Here is a 20,054-nt window from a genome sequence, read left to right as displayed (position 1 = left end):
GAGTGGCCCGTGATTGGTTTATCCTAAACCGAAGACGGGCATTTGTGTGTTTGAAAGGAGATAGTTCTCTTGAGTGTTGGTGTGGTGATTCCCGCAGCCGGCCTGGGCAAGCGGATGGGCTCCAAGGAAAGCAAACAATTTCTGTCTTTTCAAGGAAAGCCTGTCTTGATTCATACGTTACATATATTTGAGACCCACCCGGAGGTGGACGAAATTGTCCTTGCGGTCCGGGAAGAAGAAGTGGCGCGTGTGCGTCAACTGGTTGCGGATGCGGGATTGCGGAAAGTGACGCATGTCGTCGTGGGGGGGCGCGAGCGTCAAGACAGCGTGTACAACGGCTTGCGGGTGCTCTCCACTGAATGGGTGTTGGTTCATGATGCTGTGCGGCCGTTTGTCAGCAGGGAGGCAATTTCTCGTCTGTTGGAGGCGGTCAAAATGCATGGCGCGGCTATATTGGCTGTTCCGGTGAAAGAGACGGTCAAAATGGTGGATGCCGCGGGAGTGGTGGAGGAAACGCCAGAACGCAAGCGATTGTGGGCTGTGCAAACACCTCAAGCGTTTCGAACCGACATGCTGATGGAAGCGCATGAGCAAGGCCGGAAGACCGGCGCCTCGGTGACGGATGACGCTATGTTGGTGGAAGAGCTAGGGATAGATGTACGAGTGGTTGAAGGCGAGTATACCAATATCAAGTTGACGACGCCCGATGATTTGGCGGTGGCAGAAGCGATATATCAAATGAGGGGAAAGAGCATATGATCCGAATCGGACAAGGGTTTGATGTGCATCAGTTGGGACCGAATGTGCCCTTGATCATTGGAGGGGTTCAGATTCCTTATGAGAAAGGTTTGATCGGGCATTCCGATGCGGATGTGTTGTTGCATGCGATCACGGATGCCGTGTTGGGCGCATTGGCTTTGGGGGACATTGGCAAACATTTTCCAGATACCGATCCCGCATACAAAGGGGCAGACAGCGCCAAGTTGTTGGAAACGGTATGGTCCTTGGTGAAAGAAAAGGGTTATTGCCTGGGAAATGTTGATTGCACCATCATCGCCCAGCAACCGAAAATGGCTCCCCACATTCCAGCGATGCAAAAACGGATCGCTGCTTTGTTGGAGGGGAACCCAGAACAAGTGAATGTGAAAGCGACGACGACGGAAAAGCTCGGTTTCACCGGAAGAGGCGAGGGCATCGCAGCCATGGCCGTCGTTTGTCTGGTCAACAAAGCATAAAACCGCATATATTGTTATAGCAAAGGAGTCATGGATGAGATGAAGATTCGAACACGATATGCTCCAAGCCCGACGGGGCATTTGCACATTGGTGGCGCGCGGACGGCTTTGTTCAGCTATCTGTTGGCTAAACAGCAGGGCGGCGACTTTATCGTGCGCATCGAGGATACCGACACAGAACGGAATGTGCCGGGTGCTGACAAGAAGCAAATGGATATGCTGAAATGGCTTGGGATCGATTGGGACGAATCGGTCGATGTGGGCGGCCCGTATGCGCCTTACCGTTGTATGGAACGGATGGACATCTACAATCGGTACATCGATCAATTGTTAGCCGAGGGAAAAGCGTATTTGAGCTATGCAACCCAGGAAGAGATCGACAAGGAACGGGAAGAGCAATTGGCGCGGGGAGAAGCGCCGAAGTACAGTGGTTGGGATCGCGATCTGACACCAGAACAACGAGCGAAGTATGAGGCCGAAGGTCGTGTGCCGAGCGTACGCTTCCGTGTGCCAGAAGGGCAAGTGATCGAGATCGACGATGCGATCCGTGGCAAAGTGAAGTTTGAAACAGACGGTATTGGCGATTTTGTGATTCGTCGTCCGGATGGCCGGCCGATTTACAATTTCGCTGTTGTGGTGGATGATGCTCTGATGAAAATCACCCATGTCATCCGCGGGGAAGAGCATTTGTCCAACACGCCGAAACAAGTTTTGATCTATCAGGCGTTGGGTTTTGAAACGCCTCAATTCGCCCACATCCCGCTCATTCTGAATGCAGAAGGCAAGAAAATGAGCAAACGGGATGAAAGCATCATTCAATTCATTGATCAGTACAAGGATTTGGGCTATTTGCCGGAAGCCATTCTCAACTTCCTCTCCCTCTTGGGTTGGTCTCCTGAAGGGGAAGAAGAGATCTTCAGCAAAGAGGAATTGGTGGAACGCTTTTCGTTGGAACGCGTTTCCAAAGCGCCAGCTATCTTTGACACGGGCAAGTTGAAATGGATGAATGGGCAATATATTAAAAAGGCGCCGTTGGAACGAATTGTCGACTTGGCGTTGCCATACTTGGAAAAGGCGGGCCGTATCACGTTGCCTCTGTCCGATGAACAGCGGGCGTGGGTGACTCGGGTGATCGCTCTGTATCAAGAGCAATTGGAATACGTGGCCCAAATTGTGGAATTGACTGACCTTTTCTTCCAAGAAGAGTACAAAGTGACCGAGGAAGCCAAAGAAGTGCTGTCGGCGCCGCATGTACCAGAGGTGCTGTCTTCCTTCCTAAATAAGTTGGATGCCTTGGAGACATTGGAAACCGACGCGCTCAAAGACATTTTCAAGCAGGTGCAAAAAGAGACGGGGCATAAAGGAAAACAGCTGTTTATGCCCGTGCGCGCCGCTGTCACGGGTGTCGTGCACGGTCCAGACTTGCGGGAGTCGCTCGCGCTCATCGGCCTTGAGACGGTGAGAAGCCGTTTGCAACAACAGATTGACAAGGCCTAAGCTCGTCGGACAAAATAATGTTAACGCCAAAAGCGATGAATGGGAAAAGTAGGAAGCGTGACTGGATGCCAGAGAGGGGTTGGTTGGTGCGAAACCCTATCCGGAACGGTTCTGAAATGCGCCCATGAGCTGACCTCTGAAACGGGCGATTGCGCCCATGTAGGAGCGTTCCGGTACCCGCCGTTATAGGGTGAAGGGGAATTCTGCGTTTGCGGAATTCAAGCAGAGTGGAACCGCGGGCATAACCGTCTCTGCAGCATTGTTGCTGCGGAGGCGTTTTTTATTTACACACACTTGGGAGGGGAACAGGTGATGTCGTTATTTAGCCGTATTGCGGAGACGCGGAGAGTATTGCAAGCGGACGTCCAAGCGGTGTTTGATCGGGATCCGGCAGCGAGAAGCACATGGGAAGTGGTGATCACCTATTCAGGTCTTCATGCCATTTGGGCGCATCGATTGGCACATTGGTTTTTCAAACGGCGGCTCTTTTTTATCGCCCGTGCCATTTCGCAAATCAGCCGCTTTTTTACAGGGATTGAAATCCATCCGGGCGCCAAGATTGGACGGGGCGTCTTCATCGACCATGGGATGGGGGTTGTTATTGGGGAAACATGCGAAATCGGCGATTATGTGACCATCTATCAAGGGGTAACATTGGGAGGAACCGGTAAAGAAAAAGGCAAGCGGCATCCAACCATTGAAGATCATGTGATGATCGCTTCAGGAGCGAAGGTGTTGGGTTCGATCCGCATTGGCCGTTTCGCCAAGATTGGCGCCGGTTCGGTGGTATTGCGCGATGTCCCGCCTAATTCGACCGTCGTCGGAGTGCCGGGACGGGTTGTGATACAAGATGGGATTCGGGTGCAAAATGATCTTGACCAGGTCAATTTGCCTGACCCGATTGCCGAACTTTGTCGTTCCATGCAGGCTGAGATCCAAGCTTTGAAAGAAGAAGTAGAGAAATTGAAGCAAGGGCAACAAGATGAATCATCTGCTCGTAACGAGCAAGGAGGAAATAAAGATAATGACCATCCGGCTTTACAACACACTGACCAAGAGTAAAGAAGAATTCAAACCGGTTCACGAGGGCGAAGTGCGGATGTATGTCTGCGGCCCGACGGTATACAACTACATTCATATTGGCAATGCGCGCGTGTTTGTGTTCTTTGATGTGGTACGCCGTTATTTGCGCCAGGCGGGCTATCGGGTTACTTACGTGCAAAACTTCACAGATGTGGATGATCGCCTGATCAATGCTTCCAAAGAGACGGGCCTGTCTGTCCCTGAAATTGCTGAGCGCTATATCAAGGCTTACTTTGAGGACATGGATGCTTTGGGTGTGGAAAGGGCGGATGTCCACCCGCGGGCAACTGAGCACATCCCGGAGATGATCGAAGCCATCCAGGCGCTGATCGATCGAGGTTATGCGTATGTCAAAGACGGGGATGTCTACTTCCGCTCGCTCAAGAAAGAAAACTATGGGAAACTGTCTCATCAATCTTTGGATGAACTGAAGGCGGGAGCCCGCATTGATGTGAATGAGCAAAAAGAGCATCCGATGGATTTTGCGCTGTGGAAAGCAGCCAAGGAACCAGGCGAAATCAGATGGCAAACGCCTTGGGGAGAAGGGCGCCCCGGTTGGCACATCGAGTGCTCGGCCATGGCCCGAAAATACTTAGGGGACACCTTGGATATCCATGCTGGCGGAGCGGATTTGTGCTTTCCGCACCATGAAAACGAGATTGCCCAGAGTGAGGCGTGGACGGGAAAAACGTTTGTCAACTATTGGTTGCATAACGGTTACATGAAAATGGGAAATGAAAAAATGTCGAAGTCACTTGGAAATGTTCGTCAGGTGGTTGAATTACGCCGCGAATATGATCCCAAGACGTTGCGGTATTTCCTGTTGTCTACGCATTATCGGAATCCAATTGTGTTCAGCGACGAGGTGATGCAACAAGCCCAAGGCAGTGTGGAACGGATGCAAACGGCGGTAGACAATCTGAAGCACCGCGCGACCGTAGCGATGGACGGAGAGGCCTCTAAAGAGCTGTTGAATCGCTTGGAGCAGATGACAGAGGCGTTCCGTGAAGCCATGAATGACGACTTCAACACGGCTAATGCGATCAGCGTCATATTTGAGGCCGTCAAACTAGCCAACGAAACAGTAGCGGAAGCCGTGGTTTCCAAAGGCTCCATTATGGCGTTGCTTGAATGGTTCCGCATCCATGGCCAACAGGTGTTAGGCTTAGTTCAATTGGATGAGGAAGAAAGCCTGGACGCGGAGATCGAAGCGTTGATCGCCGAACGCCAGCAGGCTAGAAAAGAGCGCAATTTCCAGCGTGCGGATGAGATTCGCGACCAATTGCTTGCGCGTGGGATTGTGCTAGAGGACACACCGCAAGGGGTAAGGTGGAAACGGAAATGAACGAATTGCTACTGGGCATGACCTCTTCCCTTGCTAAATCGCCGCGGGAGATCAATCCGCTGTTGCTGGCATACATGGGGGATGCGATATACGAAGTTTATGTACGGCATCATTTGCTGGCCAAAGGCATTGTGCGTCCGCGCGAATTGCAGAAAGAAGCGACGCGGTTTGTTTCAGCGGTCGCCCAAGCGAAAGTGTATCGGGCGATTGAAGCTCGACTGACCGATGAGGAAATGGAAGTTCTCCGACGAGGCCGCAACGCCAAGTCGGGGAGCGTTCCCAAACATGCGAGCGTGACAGACTACCGCCACAGCACGGGCTTGGAAGCGTTGGTGGGCTATCTGTATTGTTCAAAGCAAGAGACGCGCCTTCAAACTTTGATGAGTCAAATATTAGACATTGTTGAAAAGGAGCACACCGAAGATGAGTGATTGGATTTTGGGTAGGCACGCTGTTCTGGAAGCACTTCGTTCCGGACGGGAAGTGGAAAAAATCTTGCTGGCGGATGGCATTCAAAAAGGAAACATCCAAGAAATCTTGAAGAAAAGCAAAAACGAGGGAATTCCCACACAATTTGTCCCCCGCGCCCGCTTGGATCAGCTTGCGGAAGGGGGTAACCACCAGGGGGTTATGGCGCAAGTGGCAGCTTATCGCTACGCCAGCTTGGAGGATCTGTTCCGCCGGGCAGAGGAAAGAAAGGAAATGCCTTTCTTCATCTTGTTGGATGGTTTGGAGGATCCGCACAATCTGGGTTCAGTTTTGCGGACGGCTGATGCTGTTGGAGCGCATGGGGTCATTATTCCAAAACGCCGCGCGGTGGGTCTCACTTCTGTAGTTGCCAAAACTTCCGCAGGCGCGATCGAGTATGTGCCGGTAGCAAAAGTGACTAACCTCAACCGAGTAGCGGACGAGCTTAAAGATCGGGGATTGTGGCTGGTTGGTAGTGATGGGTCGGCCAAAGCTGAGTATACCCAAATTGATTATCAGATGCCCCTAGCGCTGATCATTGGTAGCGAAGGACAGGGGATGAGCTCTCTCCTCAAGAAGAAGTGCGATTTTCTGGTCAAGTTGCCCATGCTTGGCAAAGTGACTTCCCTCAACGCCTCCGTGGCCGCTGGTGTGCTCATGTATGAGGTGTTGCGCGGGCGAAGCACCCATGGTTAAGCGCGAAGAATGGTTGGTTGTGGACGGATACAATGTCATAGGGGCGGATCCTGAAGTGAAGTGGCATCCCGCGTCGCTTGAAGAGGAGAGAGTCAAGTTGATTCGGGATCTGTCCGAGTATCAGGCGATGACGGGCCGGCAGGTGCATTTGGTGTTTGATGCGCACCAGAAACCGGGGGCGGGAGTGAAAACCAACCAGGAAAAAGTGTTCGTCTATTATACCCGTCGCGATGAGACAGCAGACGAATTCATCGAAAGCTTTGTCAAAAAAAATAAAAGCCCCCATCGAGCCATCTACGTGGCCACATCCGACTATTTGGAACAGCGGATGGTGTTTGGGCAGGGGGCATACCGCATTTCGTCACGCGAATTGTTGGAAGAAATTCGCGTGGCCAAAAAGAATTTAAGCGAAAAATTGAGAAAAGAGGAGGAAAACCAAGTCAGAAACACATTGGAAGACAGATTGAGCCGGGAGTTGCGGCAGATGCTTGATAAATGGAGAAGGAAAAAATAGGTGAAAATTTGACGTTTTTGTTTCTATTCGGCTATAATAACGTTACTATGGGTTTATAGGCTACTTGGTCGGGAGGGAAAGTGGTGAGCGTAGAACTTCAATCCAGTAATTCTGTCGTTTACGACAACGAGGTTGACTACAAGACAATGGCCGACGAAGAGCTGGTTTATGGCGTACGTGTAGGTGATCATCAAGCGCTTGAATATTTGATTAATAAGTACAAAAATTTTGTCAGGGCGAAAGCGAGATCCTACTTCTTGATCGGGGCCGATCATGAAGACATTGTTCAGGAAGGGATGATTGGCTTATTCAAAGCGATTCGGGATTTTAAAGGTGACAAGCTGGCATCCTTCAAAGCATTTGCCGAATTGTGCATAACGCGCCAAATAATCACAGCAATCAAAACAGCCACTCGTCAGAAGCACATTCCACTCAACTCATATGTATCTTTGGACAAGCCCGCATACGATGATGACACAGATCGGACATTGTTAGACAAGATTCCAGGCAGTCTATCAAACCCAGAAGAAATCTACATTAGCCAGGAAGAGTATAACGATATTGAAGATAAAATATCGAAAATTCTAAGTGATTTGGAACGCAAAGTTTTGATGCTGTACCTCGATGGACGATCTTATCAGGAGATCGCCGTCGACTTAAATCGACACGTTAAGTCAATCGACAACGCGTTGCAACGAGTAAAGCGCAAACTCGAGAGATATCTGGAAGTACGGGAAATCTCTCTATAAAACAAAAAAGGAATCAATGGGTTGCAGGCCCTTTAAAAACAGGTGATCACACCTGTTTTTTGTTTAATTCGACAAAAATCATCATTCTCCTTTTTTAAGGATATAAAAAGTTGTGGTATGAATGATGAATGTTGTTTGTCGACAAATAAACCTTCGTTTACCAAATGGAGGAAAGGGTTGGTTATGAAACGGGGTAGAACTTGTCAATAATGAATTGGCAGAGGGTTTCACATTGACAGGAAGTCAGGGGTATGTTAATGTAATTTGGGTATTTTCTATAATAAAATCCACTCGAACGGTGATTAACAAATAGAGGAGGTGTCGGCATGCGGGTGAATATCACATTGGCTTGCACGGTATGTCGTGAACGCAACTACGCGCTGACCAAAAACAAACGGAAGCATCCAGATCGCATGGAGCTGAAGAAGTTTTGTCCGCGTTGCAATGCGCATACAGCACATCGCGAAACGAAATAAGCGGCTGGGTTTGAACGCTTGATATCAAGATGGGGGTGACAGCCATGGCAGCTTTTCTCGCAAACATCGGACGCGGAATCAAGAAAAGTGTTTCAGGCACGTCTGGCTTCTTCCGTGGTAGCGTCCAAGAGTTGAAAAAAGTGCGCTGGCCAAACCGGCAAGAGATGGTGAACTACACAATGGTTGTCGTCTTGACAGTGCTGGTTTTGGCGCTCTTTTTCTTCATTGTCGATCAAGGGATCTTGCAATTGGTTCGCATGATCACGAAATAGGTGGAATGAATCATAAGGGGGGTACAGGGCTTTAGGCCCTGGTGAGCATGGAAAAGAATTGGTATGTGGTTCACACGTATTCTGGCTACGAGAACAAGGTGAAAACCAACCTGGAAAAGCGGGTTCACTCGATGGATATGCAGGACAAAATTTTTCGTGTCCTCGTTCCGATGGAAGAGGAGATCGAGCATAAGGACGGCAAGAAAAAATCCGTCATGCGTAAGGTCTTTCCGGGTTATGTGCTGGTAGAGATGATCATGACCGATGACTCGTGGTATGTCGTGCGGAACACGCCTGGGGTAACCGGTTTCGTCGGTTCATCAGGGGCGGGTTCAAAACCAACCCCCCTTTTGCCGGATGAGGTTGTCGCGATTCTGCGCCAAATGGGTATGGATGAGTCCAAAGCTACCGTCGACTTTGAAGTTGCTGAGACAGTAAAGGTGAAAGAAGGGCCTTTCGCCAATTTTGTCGGCCGGATCGAAGAGATCGACATGAACCGTTCGAAACTCAAAGTCATGGTCAATATGTTTGGCCGTGAAACGCCTATAGAATTGGACTTCTTCCAAGTGGAAAAAATTTAATCTGGCAAAGAACTTTTGTTTTGTGCCATGTTGTGATAAAGTATTTTTGTTTGTTACCCCCATCTTTGGGGCGAGCGCAAGCCCGTTAGAAGAAGAGGGAGCTTGCCTTTCCGTGGGAGGGTAATACCCGAGAAAACCACATGTTTGAAGGAGGTTGGTTAGCGTGGCCAAAAAAGTGATTAAAGTGGTCAAGCTGCAAATTCCCGCTGGTAAAGCTAATCCAGCACCGCCAGTAGGTCCGGCGCTCGGTCAAGCTGGTGTGAACATCATGGGATTCTGTAAAGAGTTCAATGCCCGCACTGCTGATCAAGCCGGTTTGATTATTCCGGTAGAAATCACGGTTTTTGAAGACCGTTCTTTTACCTTCATCACTAAAACCCCGCCAGCTGCTGTACTTCTGAAAAAAGCAGCCGGGATTGAGTCCGGTTCCGGTGAACCGAACAAAAAGAAAGTGGCGACCGTGAAACGCGACAAAGTGCGTGAGATCGCCGAGTTGAAAATGCCCGACTTAAACGCTGCAAGCGTGGAAGCGGCTATGCGCATGATCGAAGGAACCGCGCGTAGCATGGGCATCGTAATCGAAGACTAATAGAAAGCCTGCCTACTCTGCCACGAGTAGAGTGAGGCTTGTGGGAGGATCTTCCGCTACGACCACGAAAGGAGGAACTGTCGGTGGCAAAACATGGTAAAAAGTACATGGAAGCGATCAAAAAAGTTGATCGTGACAAAGTTTATGAGCCCAAAGAAGCATTGGCGCTCGTGAAAGAAATTTCTGTCGCTAAATTTGATGAAACCGTGGAAGCTGCTTTCCGCTTGGGTATTGACACCAAGAAGGCAGATCAACAAGTGAGAGGTGCTGTTGTGCTTCCTCACGGCACGGGGAAAACCAAACGCGTTCTCGTATTCGCGAAAGGTGAAAAGGCAAAAGAGGCGGAAGCCGCTGGTGCGGATTTCGTAGGAGATGAGGACCTCATCAACAAAGTGGCCCAAGGTTGGTTCGAATTTGACGTTGTTGTGGCCACTCCTGACATGATGGGTCAAGTGGGCCGTCTGGGACGGACTCTCGGTCCGAAAGGCCTCATGCCAAACCCGAAAACGGGTACGGTTACTTTTGAAGTAGCCAAAGCCGTAAACGAGATCAAAGCGGGTAAAATTGAGTACCGTGCTGATAAGGCCGGCAACGTGCATGCCGCAATTGGTAAAGTTTCCTTCCCGGTTGAGAAACTGGAAGAAAACTTACTTGCACTTGCTGAAGCGTTGGTGAAAGCAAAACCGGCTGCTGCAAAAGGCACCTACATGAAGAGCGTTACCGTTTCTTCCACCATGGGTCCTGGTGTAGCCGTAAACGCGCAACGTTTGTCCGGTCGCTAATAACGCTTGACTTTTGCAGCGAGGTTGGGTAACATGTAATCGCTGTTTAAAATCGAATAAGAAGCTACCGTAGACAGTAGGTGCGGATTGATCCGCTTAATATCCTGCCGAGGAGCTTGCGCTGTTGTCTTTGACAAAGCCTAGCCTTCGACTGCCTGCGGAGGCTTTTTCTTATTTCTTCAAAAACTCCTGATGAGGAGGTGTACCGCATGTCCAAAGCAATCGAGCAGAAAAAAGTAATTGTTAAAGAAATCGCGGATAAACTGACCCGCAGTAAAACAACCATCGTAGCTGACTATCGCGGTTTGAACGTTAAACAAATGAACGAGCTGCGTAAAGAGTTGCGTGAAGCTGGCGTAGAGATGCAGGTTTTGAAAAACACCTTGACCCGCCGTGCTGCTGAGCAAGTGGGAATGGAAGATTTGAACCAGCACCTGACCGGCCCATCCGCAGTTGCTTTCAGCTATGAGGATGTCGTTGCTCCAGCTAAAGTGCTTCACAAGTTTGCGAAGAACAACAAAGAGCTGGAAATCAAGGGCGGTATCGTAGAAGGCAGAGCAGTAAGCCTTGATGAGATTAAGGCGCTGGCTGAGCTGCCAAACCGCGAAGGCCTCTTGTCCATGCTTCTCAGCGTGCTGCAAGCGCCGATGCGCAACTTCGCGCTTGCTGTTAAAGCAGTTGCTGACAAAGACGGAGAAGCTGGCGAAGCACAAGAAGCGTAATGCGGCTTGAGTAAGCCGAACGGCATTTGAAAAATAACTAGATCTGTATATAGGGAGGTTTCCTTTCATGACGAAAGAACAAATCATTGAAGCGATTAAAGGTATGAGCGTTCTCGAACTGAACGACTTGGTAAAAGCAATTGAAGAAGAATTCGGCGTAACTGCTGCGGCTCCGGTTGTAATGGGTAACGCAGTAGGTGGCGGAGAAGCTGCTGAAGAGAAAACCGAATTCGATGTAATCCTGGCAAGCGCTGGTAGCTCCAAAATCAACGTTATCAAAGTGGTTCGTGGCATCACTGGCCTGGGCCTGAAAGAAGCAAAAGCGCTGGTTGACGGAACTCCTGCTCCAATCAAAGAAGGCGTATCCAAAGAAGAAGCAGAAAAAATCAAAGCAGAACTCGAAGAAGCCGGTGCATCTGTGGAAATCAAGTAATAAGCTTGACTCCGGCCGGACCCGCCGTCGTCGGTCGGCGGGTCTCTTTTATTGTAAGGGTGGTTTTGTGCAGGCTAGGGAGGCAATGCTCCTTTGGCTCTGCGTAGCTCTCCCTTGCAGTGACAGACAGATGAGTTGGATTTTGCCTTGCATTAACATAAACGCATGACCGGGTAATGCTGTGGAAGGAGTTATGTACCGTGAGTGAACACTACTTTTCAGCGAATCCGCTGGCCAAAAGCGAAGAGCGGGAAGTGATGGCCGAACTGCGCGGACATTCTTTGCGTTTTCATACAGACGCCGGCGTTTTTTCCAAAAAAGGGGTTGACTATGGTAGTCGACTTCTGGTGGAGACAGCGCAGATTGAACCGGGTTCCCGTGTGCTAGATCTTGGTTGCGGTTATGGAGCGATAGGGATTGCTATCGCCAAAGCGGTACCCCAGACCACAGTGGTCATGGTTGATGTGAATGAACGGGCGGTCAAGCTCGCTGAACAAAACACGCGGAGAAATCGCGTAGATGGCATGGTGCAAGTCTTGAAAAGCGATGGCTTTTCAGCGATTCACGGCCAACAGTTCGACTGCATTTTGTTCAATCCGCCGATCCGCACTGGAAAAGAGACGATTTATCGTTTGTTTCGCGAAGCGGCTGACGCGTTGGTTCCTGATGGATCACTATGGATTGTGATTCGCAAACAACAAGGTGCTGCTTCTGCAAAAAAAGAGTTGGCATCATATTTTCAAGATGTGGAAGTGGTTGAGCAAAAGAAAGGGTATTGGATTATTTGCGCACAAGGGCATTGACTTCGGTATCCGCTTGTGATAGTGTTTTAAATTGCAGAAAGTCTCAACATTTGAGGCTGGTTTTTTTTGGTATGTGTGGCCAACCAGCCTGTTTAATCACATATTGGGCTGGATAAAATAGGTAAATAGACTGCTTCTAGGTAAAATGAGGTTGCGTATTCACTCATTTTCTTTTTTTACCGTGATTAGTCGCTTAATATTGAGCGGCTTTCGACTGGATGCGAGGGGGGAGTTTGTTTGGCTGGTAAAATGATCCCATGTGGTCGTCGGCAACGTCGTAGCTATGCTCGCATTAATGAGGTTCTCGAGCTGCCGAATCTGATTGAGATTCAGCAAAAGTCTTATGACTGGTTCCTTGATGTTGGTTTGCGTGAAATGTTCCGCGATATTTCGCCAATCGAGGATTTTACCGGTAACCTTGTACTTGAGTTTATCGACTATAGCCTGGGTGAACCAAAATACACCGTTGAAGAGGCGAAAGATCATCAGGTGACCTATGCCGCACCGCTTCGTGTCAAAGTGCGCCTCATCAACAAAGAGACGGGCGAAGTAAAAGAGCAAGAAGTCTTTATGGGCGACTTCCCGCTCATGACCGAAACGGGTACCTTTATCATCAATGGCGCAGAACGCGTAATCGTCAGCCAGTTGGTGCGTTCACCTAGTGTGTATTATAACACGAAAGCGGACAAGAACGGGAAAACAACTTACACGGCGACGGTGATCCCAAACCGCGGTGCGTGGCTGGAGTTTGAAACCGACGCCAAAGATATTATATATGTTCGCATCGACCGCACGCGCAAGATTCCTGTGACGGTTCTGTTACGCGCGCTCGGCTTTAGTAGCGATGCGGAAATCATTGACTTGCTAGGGGATGACGAATACATTCGTAACACCCTAGACAAAGACAACACAGGAAACACTGAAAAAGCACTGATTGAAATCTACGAACGTTTGCGTCCAGGCGAACCGCCAACAGCGGAAAACGCTCGCAGCCTCTTATACGCCCGGTTCTTTGATCCGAAGCGTTATGATTTGGCCGCTGTGGGACGTTATAAAATCAATAAAAAACTGCACATCAAAAATCGTTTGCTCAATCAGAAGCTGGCTGAGCCTGTCGTGAATCCGGAAACAGGTGAGATCTTGGCGGAAACAGGGACGGTGCTGGAACGCCGCGTCCTAGACAAACTCCTTCCGTATCTGACAGGCGAGAAGGCATTTGGCCGCAAGGAGCACAAAGTGCGTGGAGGCGTTCCCGATGATGGGCCGATCTCGTTGCAAGCTGTGCACATCTTTGCGCCCAATGACGAGAGCAAAGTGACCAAAGTGATCTCCAATGCAGAAGTATCTGATGAGATCAAACATATTACCCCGTCTGACATCATCGCTTCGATCAGCTATTTCGTCAATTTGCTGTACGGAGTGGGAAGCACGGATGATATCGACCATTTGGGCAATCGGCGCCTGCGTTCTGTAGGGGAGCTGTTGCAAAACCAGTTCCGCATCGGTTTGTCGCGGATGGAGCGGGTAGTGCGCGAACGGATGTCGATTCAAGACGCCAACGCGATCACACCGCAAGCGTTGATCAATATTCGTCCGGTCATCGCGGCAATTAAAGAGTTTTTCGGTAGTAGCCAGTTGTCTCAGTTCATGGACCAAACCAACCCGTTGGCTGAGCTAACTCACAAACGCCGTCTGTCGGCGCTTGGTCCTGGTGGTTTGACCCGGGAGCGCGCAGGGTTTGAAGTGCGTGACGTTCACCACTCACACTATGGTCGGATGTGTCCGATCGAAACTCCTGAGGGTCCGAACATCGGTTTGATCAACTCCTTGTCGACATTTGCGCGTGTCAATGAGTATGGCTTTATCGAAACCCCCTATCGTCACGTCGATCCCGACACGGGTCAGGTGACGGATCGGATTGATTTCCTCACGGCGGATGAAGAGGACAACTACTATGTGGCGCAGGCTAACGCACCACTAAATGAAGACAACACCTTCGCCGATGATATGGTGACGGTCCGCCATCGTTCGGAGATTATCAACGTCCCCCGCGACCGGGTGGATTATATGGACGTTTCGCCTAAACAGGTTGTGTCCGTGGCTACGGCATGCATCCCCTTCTTGGAAAACGACGACTCCAACCGCGCGCTGATGGGTTCGAACATGCAGCGGCAAGCGGTGCCGTTGTTAAGACCAGAGGCGCCGTTCATCGGAACGGGTATGGAACACGTGGCTGCCCGTGACTCTGGCGTGATGGTTCGTGCGAAACGGCCGGGTACGGTTGTCCGTGTGTCCGCAGACGAAATTTGGGTACGGCAAGAGCAAGAAATTGACGGTCGCCTGATTGAAGGAGACATTGACAAATACAAGCTCACCAAGTTCTCTCGTTCCAACCAAGGCACTTGCATCAACCAACGGCCAGTTGTCCGCACGGGGGAAAAAGTAAAAGTGGGCGACGTCCTAGCGGATGGCCCATCCACCGAGCAAGGGGAAATGGCATTGGGACGCAACGTTGTGGTGGCCTTCATGACTTGGGAAGGTTACAACTACGAGGATGCCATTTTGCTGAGCGAGAAATTGGTGAAGGAAGATGTCTATACCTCGATTCACATTGAGAAGTTGGAAAGTGAAGCGAGAGACACCAAGCTGGGACCGGAAGAAATTACCCGCGACATTCCAAATGTGGGTGAAGATGCCCTCAAAAACCTCGATGAGCGCGGAATTATTCGTGTCGGTGCAGAGATCAAGCCGGGAGACATCCTGGTCGGGAAGGTGACGCCAAAAGGGGTGACCGAACTGACCGCGGAAGAACGGCTGTTGCACGCGATCTTCGGTGAGAAAGCACGGGAAGTTCGCGACACGTCACTCCGCGTGCCACACGGTCAAGACGGAATCGTCGTAGACGTGAAAGTCTTCACCCGTGAAAACGGCGATGAGTTGCCGCCAGGTGTGAATCAATTGGTGCGCGTCTACATCGCGCAGAAACGGAAAATCTCCGAAGGGGACAAAATGGCTGGACGCCACGGTAACAAAGGGGTTATCGCCCGGATCATGCCTGAAGAGGACATGCCGTTTTTGCCAGATGGTACGCCAGTTCAAGTTGTCTTGAACCCGCTGGGCGTTCCGTCGCGGATGAATATCGGTCAGGTGCTTGAGGTTCACTTGGGCATGGCGGCCAAAGCACTAAACCTGCATATGGCTACGCCTGTCTTTGACGGGGCAACTGAAAACGATGTGTTTGAAACGTTGAAGGAAGCGGGCTTGGATGAAGACGGCAAAACGATTCTTTATGATGGACGCACGGGAGAGCCGTTCGAAAATCGCGTCACCGTTGGGGTCATGTACATGATCAAGTTGGCGCACATGGTTGATGACAAAATTCACGCGCGTTCCACAGGTCCTTACTCCTTGGTTACCCAGCAACCGCTCGGTGGTAAAGCGCAATTTGGTGGACAACGATTTGGTGAGATGGAGGTGTGGGCGCTGGAAGCATATGGTGCCGCGCACACACTGCAAGAGATTCTCACGGTCAAATCAGACGACGTTGTCGGCCGCGTAAAAACCTACGAGTCCATTGTCAAAGGTGAAAACGTGCCGGAGCCGGGAGTGCCTGAATCATTCAAGGTATTGATCAAAGAGTTGCAAAGCTTGGGTATGGATGTGAAAATCCTTTCCGAAGACGAGCAAGAAATTGAGATGCGTGAATTGGATGAGGATGAGGAATCGGCAAGTGATAAGCTCGGTTTTGATCTGCTTGAGGAGGATACTGCTCACTCAAACTCTTGATCGTCGCATGCAGGGGGCGTGATGCGCGCCCCTGCGCATGCAACGGGATGAATCCTGAGGGAGGAATCGCCCAATGTTGGATGTAAACAACTTTGAGTATATGAAAATCGGCCTCGCCTCTCCTGAAAAAATCCGCTCTTGGTCTCGCGGTGAGGTTAAAAAGCCGGAAACAATCAATTATCGCACGCTCAAACCGGAAAAAGAAGGTTTGTTCTGTGAGAAGATCTTTGGTCCAACCAAAGATTGGGAGTGTCACTGCGGTAAATACAAACGCGTTCGTTACAAAGGGGTAGTCTGTGACCGATGCGGCGTGGAAGTGACCCGCGCTAAAGTGCGTCGTGAACGGATGGGCCACATTGAGTTGGCTGCACCGGTATCCCATATCTGGTATTTCAAAGGGATTCCGAGCCGGATGGGTCTAGTGTTGGACATGTCTCCCCGCTCATTGGAGGAAGTCATTTATTTCGCCTCCTATGTGGTTGTGGACCCGGGTCCGACCCCGTTGGAGAAGAAACAGCTTCTGTCTGAAAAAGAATTTCGCGCTTATCGCGAAAAATACGGCACCGCCTTTACGGCGATGATGGGCGCGGAAGCGATTAAGCGTCTGTTGCAAGAGATCGACCTCGATAAAGAGGTGGAAAGCCTGAAAGAAGAGTTGCAGACGGCGCAAGGGCAACGGCGCAACCGCGCGATCAAGCGCTTGGAAGTGTTGGAAGCCTTCCGTGCTTCCGGCAATTCTCCGGATTGGATGATCCTTGACGTGTTGCCGGTCATCCCGCCGGAGTTGCGGCCGATGGTGCAATTGGATGGTGGCCGTTTTGCCACATCCGACTTGAACGATCTCTACCGCCGTGTAATCAACCGTAACAACCGGTTGAAACGCCTGCTCGACTTGGGTGCACCTGATATCATCGTGCAAAACGAAAAACGGATGTTGCAGGAAGCGGTTGACGCGCTGATCGATAACGGTCGTCGCGGTCGTCCGGTTACCGGACCGGGGAATCGCCCACTCAAGTCTCTCTCCCACATGCTGAAAGGGAAGCAGGGTCGTTTCCGGCAAAACCTACTTGGGAAGCGTGTCGACTACTCTGGCCGTTCCGTTATCGTTGTCGGCCCGTACCTGAAAATGTACCAATGCGGTTTGCCAAAAGAAATGGCGCTGGAACTGTTTAAACCGTTTGTGATGAAAGAGTTGGTTGCTAAGGGGCTCGCGCACAACATTAAGAGCGCCAAGCGTAAAGTGGAGCGCGTTCACCCCGAAGTGTGGGATGTGTTGGAAGAAGTGATCAAGGAGCATCCCGTGCTCCTCAACCGGGCGCCCACGCTTCACCGATTGGGAATTCAAGCGTTTGAGCCGATTCTCGTAGAAGGGCGCGCCATCCGTCTTCATCCGCTCGTATGTACGGCGTATAACGCTGACTTCGACGGAGACCAAATGGCTGTGCACGTTCCGCTATCTGCGGAGGCGCAAGCGGAAGCTCGCCTGTTGATGCTGGCGGCACAAAACATCTTGAACCCGAAAGACGGCAAGCCGGTTGTAACCCCGTCTCAGGACATGGTATTGGGTTGCTATTACCTGACCATTGAAAAGGAAGGCGAAAAAGGGGAAGGCTCGATCTTTTATTCGATTTCCGAAGCCATCAACGCTTACCAGCATGGCTACGTCAGCCTGCATTCCCGCATTGCCATTCCAGCGCGCAATGTGAAGAAAACCTCCTTCACTGAAGCGCAGAAAAATAGCTTGTTGGTGACGACTCCGGGTAAGCTGATCTTCAACGAGATCTTCCCTGAAGAGTTCCCATACATCTGCGAACCGGGCAAAAAGAACTTTGCAAGCACTCCGGATAAATACTTCATCTTTGATAAAGGCGTGAATGTCCGCGAATTTATCAGTAAGATGGATGATCCGGGCGCCCTGACCAAAAAGGATCTGGGTGCGCTGATCGCAGAGTGCTTCCGCCGTTTCGGTACGACCACTACGTCGGAAATCCTCGACCGGGTTAAAGAGCTTGGCTATAAGTTCTCCACCAAAGCGGGGATCACGATGTCCGTCTCTGACGTAAATGTGCCAGAGGAAAAGAAAGCGATCTTGGCGCAAGCGGAAGAGGATGTCGCCAAAGTGATGAAGCAATACCGCCGTGGTTTGATTACCGAAGACGAGCGGTACGAGCGCGTCATCTCCATCTGGAGCCGCTCGAAGGATCAGATCACGAAAGTGCTCATGGAAAACATGGGTAAATACAACCCGATTTACATGATGGCGCATTCTGGTGCGCGGGGTAACGTGTCCCAGATCACCCAGTTGGCAGGGATGCGGGGTCTGATGGCCAACCCATCCGGACGGATCATCGAGCAACCGATCCGTACCAACTTCCGTGAAGGCTTGACTGTATTGGAGTACTTCATCTCCACCCACGGTGCGCGAAAAGGCTTGGCGGATACCGCGCTTAGAACGGCTGACTCGGGTTACTTGACCCGCCGTCTGGTAGACGTGGCGCAAGATGTTATCGTGCGTGAAGAAGATTGCGGCACCGACCGGGGGATGACCGTAAGTGCGATCGCCGATGGAAACGAAGTTATCGAAAACTTATATGATCGTCTTGTAGGACGGTTTGCTTTCCAAACGGTTCGCCATCCGGAAACAGGCGAGATTATCGTCGGGATCAATGAGATGATCGACGAAGAGATCGCCAACAAAATCGTCGATGCAGGTCTGAAAGAAGTTACGATTCGCTCGGTTCTTACCTGTCGCACCAAACACGGCGTTTGCAAAAAGTGCTACGGCCGCAACTTGGCCTTGGGCACACCGGTGGAAATCGGCGAAGCTGTCGGCATTATCGCCGCACAGTCGATTGGTGAGCCGGGTACCCAGCTGACGATGCGTACCTTCCACACCGGTGGGGTTGCGGGTGACGACATCACCCAAGGTTTGCCGCGGATTCAGGAGCTGTTTGAAGCGCGCAATCCGAAGGGGCAAGCGGTGATCAGCGAGATTGCCGGGGAAGTAGTCGACATTCGTGAAACCAAAGACCGTCGCGAAATCGAGATCAAAGGAGACGTGGAGTCCAAAATTCATCCCGTCCCATATGGTTCCCGCCTGCGTGTTTCAGTCGGGGATTATGTCAACGCCGGTGACGAGTTGACTGAGGGTTCTGTTGACCCGAAAGAGCTTCTGCGCATCAAAGGGGTGGCTGGCGTGCAACGCTACATCCTCCAAGAAGTGCAGAAAGTCTACCGCCTGCAAGGGGTGGAAATTAACGACAAGCACGTAGAAGTGATGATTCGGCAGATGATGCGCAAGGTACGGATTACCGATGCGGGTACGACCGATTTGTTGCCGGGTGCAGTGGTCGACATTCACGAATATGAGGCGGCTAACCGCAAAGTGTTGTTGAACGGCGGAGATGCGGCTGTTGCCCGTCCTGTCCTGTTGGGGATTACCAAGGCTTCGTTGGAAACAGAGTCTTACCTGTCAGCGGCATCGTTCCAAGAAACTACACGGGTCTTGACCGATGCGGCGATCAAAGGCAAATTGGATGGACTCTTGGGTCTGAAGGAGAACGTCATCATCGGGAAGCTGATTCCCGCTGGAACCGGTATCTCCCGCTATCGCAACCAAACGTATGAGATTGTTGGCGACACAACTGAATCGGACCAAGCCGGCAAAGAGACGATGCTTGTTAAGTAGAGTTAATTGTTGACTTTGCCTAGGCGAGATGTTAATATATCTTCGTGTGCTTGGGAATTATTCACTTTGGAGGGCGATTCAATGTCTTATGAAAAAGTGATACAAGCAGAATCGTTAACGATCGGCACCAAGCAAACGAAGAAGGCCATTGAGCAAGGCCGAGCGCTCGAAGTACTTGTTGCAGATGATGCGGATCCGCAAATCATTTACCCGATCCTGAAGCTTTGCAAGGATCGTGGCATTCATGTCATCCACGTTGAATCAATGAAGCAACTTGGCAAAGCTTGCGGCATTGAAGTGGGCGCTGCGACGGCAGCGGTTTTGAAATGATTGTG

General features: G+C 50.7%; 20 protein-coding genes and 2 other annotated features. All 20 genes read left to right on the top strand.

Going from position 1 to position 20,054, the window contains the following annotated elements; all coding sequences use genetic code 11:
• Window positions 1-69: 69 nt before the first annotated feature.
• The 20 genes from ispD (at window position 70) to QQZ12_RS13550 (ending at window position 20,049) form a co-directional block, all read left to right on the top strand.
• Window positions 70-759 carry a 2-C-methyl-D-erythritol 4-phosphate cytidylyltransferase gene (gene ispD / locus QQZ12_RS13645; protein WP_223248007.1) on the top strand — a complete coding sequence of 230 codons (690 nt, stop codon included), beginning with the start codon at window positions 70-72 and terminating at the stop codon, window positions 757-759.
• Window positions 756-1,235 (top strand): 2-C-methyl-D-erythritol 2,4-cyclodiphosphate synthase, encoded by a 480-nt coding sequence (ispF, locus tag QQZ12_RS13640; protein WP_102991314.1) that lies wholly within the window; start codon window positions 756-758, stop codon window positions 1,233-1,235. Before ispD ends, ispF begins: the two co-directional genes overlap by 4 nt.
• Window positions 1,236-1,274: 39 nt before the next feature.
• Window positions 1,275-2,732, top strand: a complete 1,458-nt coding sequence (gene gltX, locus QQZ12_RS13635) for a glutamate--tRNA ligase (protein ID WP_284724545.1) — start codon at window positions 1,275-1,277, stop codon at window positions 2,730-2,732.
• A 26-nt stretch (window positions 2,733-2,758) separates the two neighbouring features.
• Window positions 2,759-2,988: a binding site (T-box leader), on the top strand.
• A gap of 56 nt (window positions 2,989-3,044) precedes the next feature.
• Window positions 3,045-3,794 carry a serine O-acetyltransferase gene (gene cysE, locus QQZ12_RS13630; RefSeq protein WP_106342787.1) on the top strand — a complete coding sequence of 250 codons (750 nt, stop codon included), beginning with the start codon at window positions 3,045-3,047 and terminating at the stop codon, window positions 3,792-3,794.
• Window positions 3,754-5,160 (top strand): cysteine--tRNA ligase, encoded by a 1,407-nt coding sequence (gene cysS, locus QQZ12_RS13625; protein WP_102993731.1) that lies wholly within the window; start codon window positions 3,754-3,756, stop codon window positions 5,158-5,160. Before cysE ends, cysS begins: the two co-directional genes overlap by 41 nt.
• Window positions 5,157-5,591 (top strand): Mini-ribonuclease 3, encoded by a 435-nt coding sequence (locus QQZ12_RS13620; protein ID WP_281257256.1) that lies wholly within the window; start codon window positions 5,157-5,159, stop codon window positions 5,589-5,591. The genes cysS and QQZ12_RS13620 overlap by 4 nt, the downstream gene beginning before the upstream one ends.
• Entirely contained in the window at window positions 5,584-6,324 is a 741-nt protein-coding gene (rlmB, locus tag QQZ12_RS13615; RefSeq protein ID WP_102991317.1) for a 23S rRNA (guanosine(2251)-2'-O)-methyltransferase RlmB, read from the top strand. The genes QQZ12_RS13620 and rlmB overlap by 8 nt, the downstream gene beginning before the upstream one ends.
• A complete protein-coding gene (locus tag QQZ12_RS13610) occupies window positions 6,317-6,838 on the top strand; it encodes an NYN domain-containing protein (RefSeq protein ID WP_102991318.1) in 522 nt (173 codons plus the stop codon). Before rlmB ends, QQZ12_RS13610 begins: the two co-directional genes overlap by 8 nt.
• 83 nt (window positions 6,839-6,921) lie before the next feature.
• Window positions 6,922-7,587: an RNA polymerase sporulation sigma factor SigH gene (gene sigH / locus QQZ12_RS13605; protein WP_022738842.1), complete on the top strand. Its 666-nt coding sequence runs from the start codon at window positions 6,922-6,924 to the stop codon at window positions 7,585-7,587.
• Window positions 7,588-7,913: 326 nt separating this feature from the next.
• Window positions 7,914-8,063 carry a 50S ribosomal protein L33 gene (gene rpmG / locus QQZ12_RS13600; RefSeq protein WP_022738844.1) on the top strand — a complete coding sequence of 50 codons (150 nt, stop codon included), beginning with the start codon at window positions 7,914-7,916 and terminating at the stop codon, window positions 8,061-8,063.
• A gap of 44 nt (window positions 8,064-8,107) precedes the next feature.
• A complete protein-coding gene (gene secE / locus QQZ12_RS13595; RefSeq protein WP_102991319.1) occupies window positions 8,108-8,335 on the top strand; it encodes a preprotein translocase subunit SecE in 228 nt (75 codons plus the stop codon).
• 47 nt (window positions 8,336-8,382) lie between these two features.
• Window positions 8,383-8,916, top strand: coding sequence for a transcription termination/antitermination protein NusG (gene nusG / locus QQZ12_RS13590; protein ID WP_284724544.1), 534 nt, complete (start codon window positions 8,383-8,385; stop codon window positions 8,914-8,916).
• A gap of 163 nt (window positions 8,917-9,079) precedes the next feature.
• Entirely contained in the window at window positions 9,080-9,505 is a 426-nt protein-coding gene (gene rplK, locus QQZ12_RS13585) for a 50S ribosomal protein L11 (RefSeq protein ID WP_022738848.1), read from the top strand.
• Between the two features lie 83 nt (window positions 9,506-9,588).
• Entirely contained in the window at window positions 9,589-10,287 is a 699-nt protein-coding gene (gene rplA / locus QQZ12_RS13580) for a 50S ribosomal protein L1 (RefSeq protein WP_102991320.1), read from the top strand.
• 49 nt (window positions 10,288-10,336) lie between these two features.
• Window positions 10,337-10,468: a sequence feature (ribosomal protein L10 leader region), on the top strand.
• A 28-nt stretch (window positions 10,469-10,496) separates the two neighbouring features.
• Entirely contained in the window at window positions 10,497-11,009 is a 513-nt protein-coding gene (gene rplJ, locus QQZ12_RS13575; RefSeq protein WP_102991321.1) for a 50S ribosomal protein L10, read from the top strand.
• 67 nt (window positions 11,010-11,076) lie between these two features.
• Window positions 11,077-11,442, top strand: coding sequence for a 50S ribosomal protein L7/L12 (rplL, locus tag QQZ12_RS13570; RefSeq protein ID WP_102991322.1), 366 nt, complete (start codon window positions 11,077-11,079; stop codon window positions 11,440-11,442).
• A 200-nt stretch (window positions 11,443-11,642) separates the two neighbouring features.
• Window positions 11,643-12,245, top strand: coding sequence for a class I SAM-dependent methyltransferase (locus QQZ12_RS13565; protein WP_102991323.1), 603 nt, complete (start codon window positions 11,643-11,645; stop codon window positions 12,243-12,245).
• A 249-nt stretch (window positions 12,246-12,494) separates the two neighbouring features.
• Window positions 12,495-16,031, top strand: a complete 3,537-nt coding sequence (rpoB, locus tag QQZ12_RS13560; protein WP_431606313.1) for a DNA-directed RNA polymerase subunit beta — start codon at window positions 12,495-12,497, stop codon at window positions 16,029-16,031.
• A gap of 73 nt (window positions 16,032-16,104) precedes the next feature.
• Window positions 16,105-19,719: a DNA-directed RNA polymerase subunit beta' gene (rpoC, locus tag QQZ12_RS13555; protein ID WP_102991325.1), complete on the top strand. Its 3,615-nt coding sequence runs from the start codon at window positions 16,105-16,107 to the stop codon at window positions 19,717-19,719.
• Between the two features lie 81 nt (window positions 19,720-19,800).
• Window positions 19,801-20,049 (top strand): 50S ribosomal protein L7ae-like protein, encoded by a 249-nt coding sequence (locus QQZ12_RS13550; RefSeq protein WP_022738856.1) that lies wholly within the window; start codon window positions 19,801-19,803, stop codon window positions 20,047-20,049.
• Window positions 20,050-20,054 lie beyond the last annotated feature (5 nt).

The organism is Laceyella tengchongensis (assembly GCF_900182735.1).
Taxonomy (GTDB): domain Bacteria; phylum Bacillota; class Bacilli; order Thermoactinomycetales; family Thermoactinomycetaceae; genus Laceyella; species Laceyella tengchongensis.
The sequence above is the reverse complement of the archived record's forward strand: the minus strand, read 5'-3'. Positions and strand labels throughout refer to the sequence as shown.

Bases quoted from the DNA above. Each gene is read 5' to 3' on its own strand.
- rpoB (WP_431606313.1), top strand. From the start codon at position 12,495: ATGATCCCATGTGGTCGTCGGCAACGTCGTAGCTATGCTCGCATTAAT.
- secE (WP_102991319.1), top strand. From the start codon at position 8,108: ATGGCAGCTTTTCTCGCAAACATCGGACGCGGAATCAAGAAAAGTGTT.
- cysE (WP_106342787.1), top strand. From the start codon at position 3,045: ATGTCGTTATTTAGCCGTATTGCGGAGACGCGGAGAGTATTGCAAGCG.
- rplL (WP_102991322.1), top strand. From the start codon at position 11,077: ATGACGAAAGAACAAATCATTGAAGCGATTAAAGGTATGAGCGTTCTC.
- rlmB (WP_102991317.1), top strand. From the start codon at position 5,584: ATGAGTGATTGGATTTTGGGTAGGCACGCTGTTCTGGAAGCACTTCGT.
- QQZ12_RS13620 (WP_281257256.1), top strand. From the start codon at position 5,157: ATGAACGAATTGCTACTGGGCATGACCTCTTCCCTTGCTAAATCGCCG.
- QQZ12_RS13610 (WP_102991318.1), top strand. From the start codon at position 6,317: ATGGTTAAGCGCGAAGAATGGTTGGTTGTGGACGGATACAATGTCATA.
- rplJ (WP_102991321.1), top strand. From the start codon at position 10,497: ATGTCCAAAGCAATCGAGCAGAAAAAAGTAATTGTTAAAGAAATCGCG.
- ispF (WP_102991314.1), top strand. From the start codon at position 756: ATGATCCGAATCGGACAAGGGTTTGATGTGCATCAGTTGGGACCGAAT.
- QQZ12_RS13550 (WP_022738856.1), top strand. From the start codon at position 19,801: ATGTCTTATGAAAAAGTGATACAAGCAGAATCGTTAACGATCGGCACC.
- rpmG (WP_022738844.1), top strand. From the start codon at position 7,914: ATGCGGGTGAATATCACATTGGCTTGCACGGTATGTCGTGAACGCAAC.
- rpoC (WP_102991325.1), top strand. From the start codon at position 16,105: ATGTTGGATGTAAACAACTTTGAGTATATGAAAATCGGCCTCGCCTCT.
- gltX (WP_284724545.1), top strand. From the start codon at position 1,275: ATGAAGATTCGAACACGATATGCTCCAAGCCCGACGGGGCATTTGCAC.
- nusG (WP_284724544.1), top strand. From the start codon at position 8,383: ATGGAAAAGAATTGGTATGTGGTTCACACGTATTCTGGCTACGAGAAC.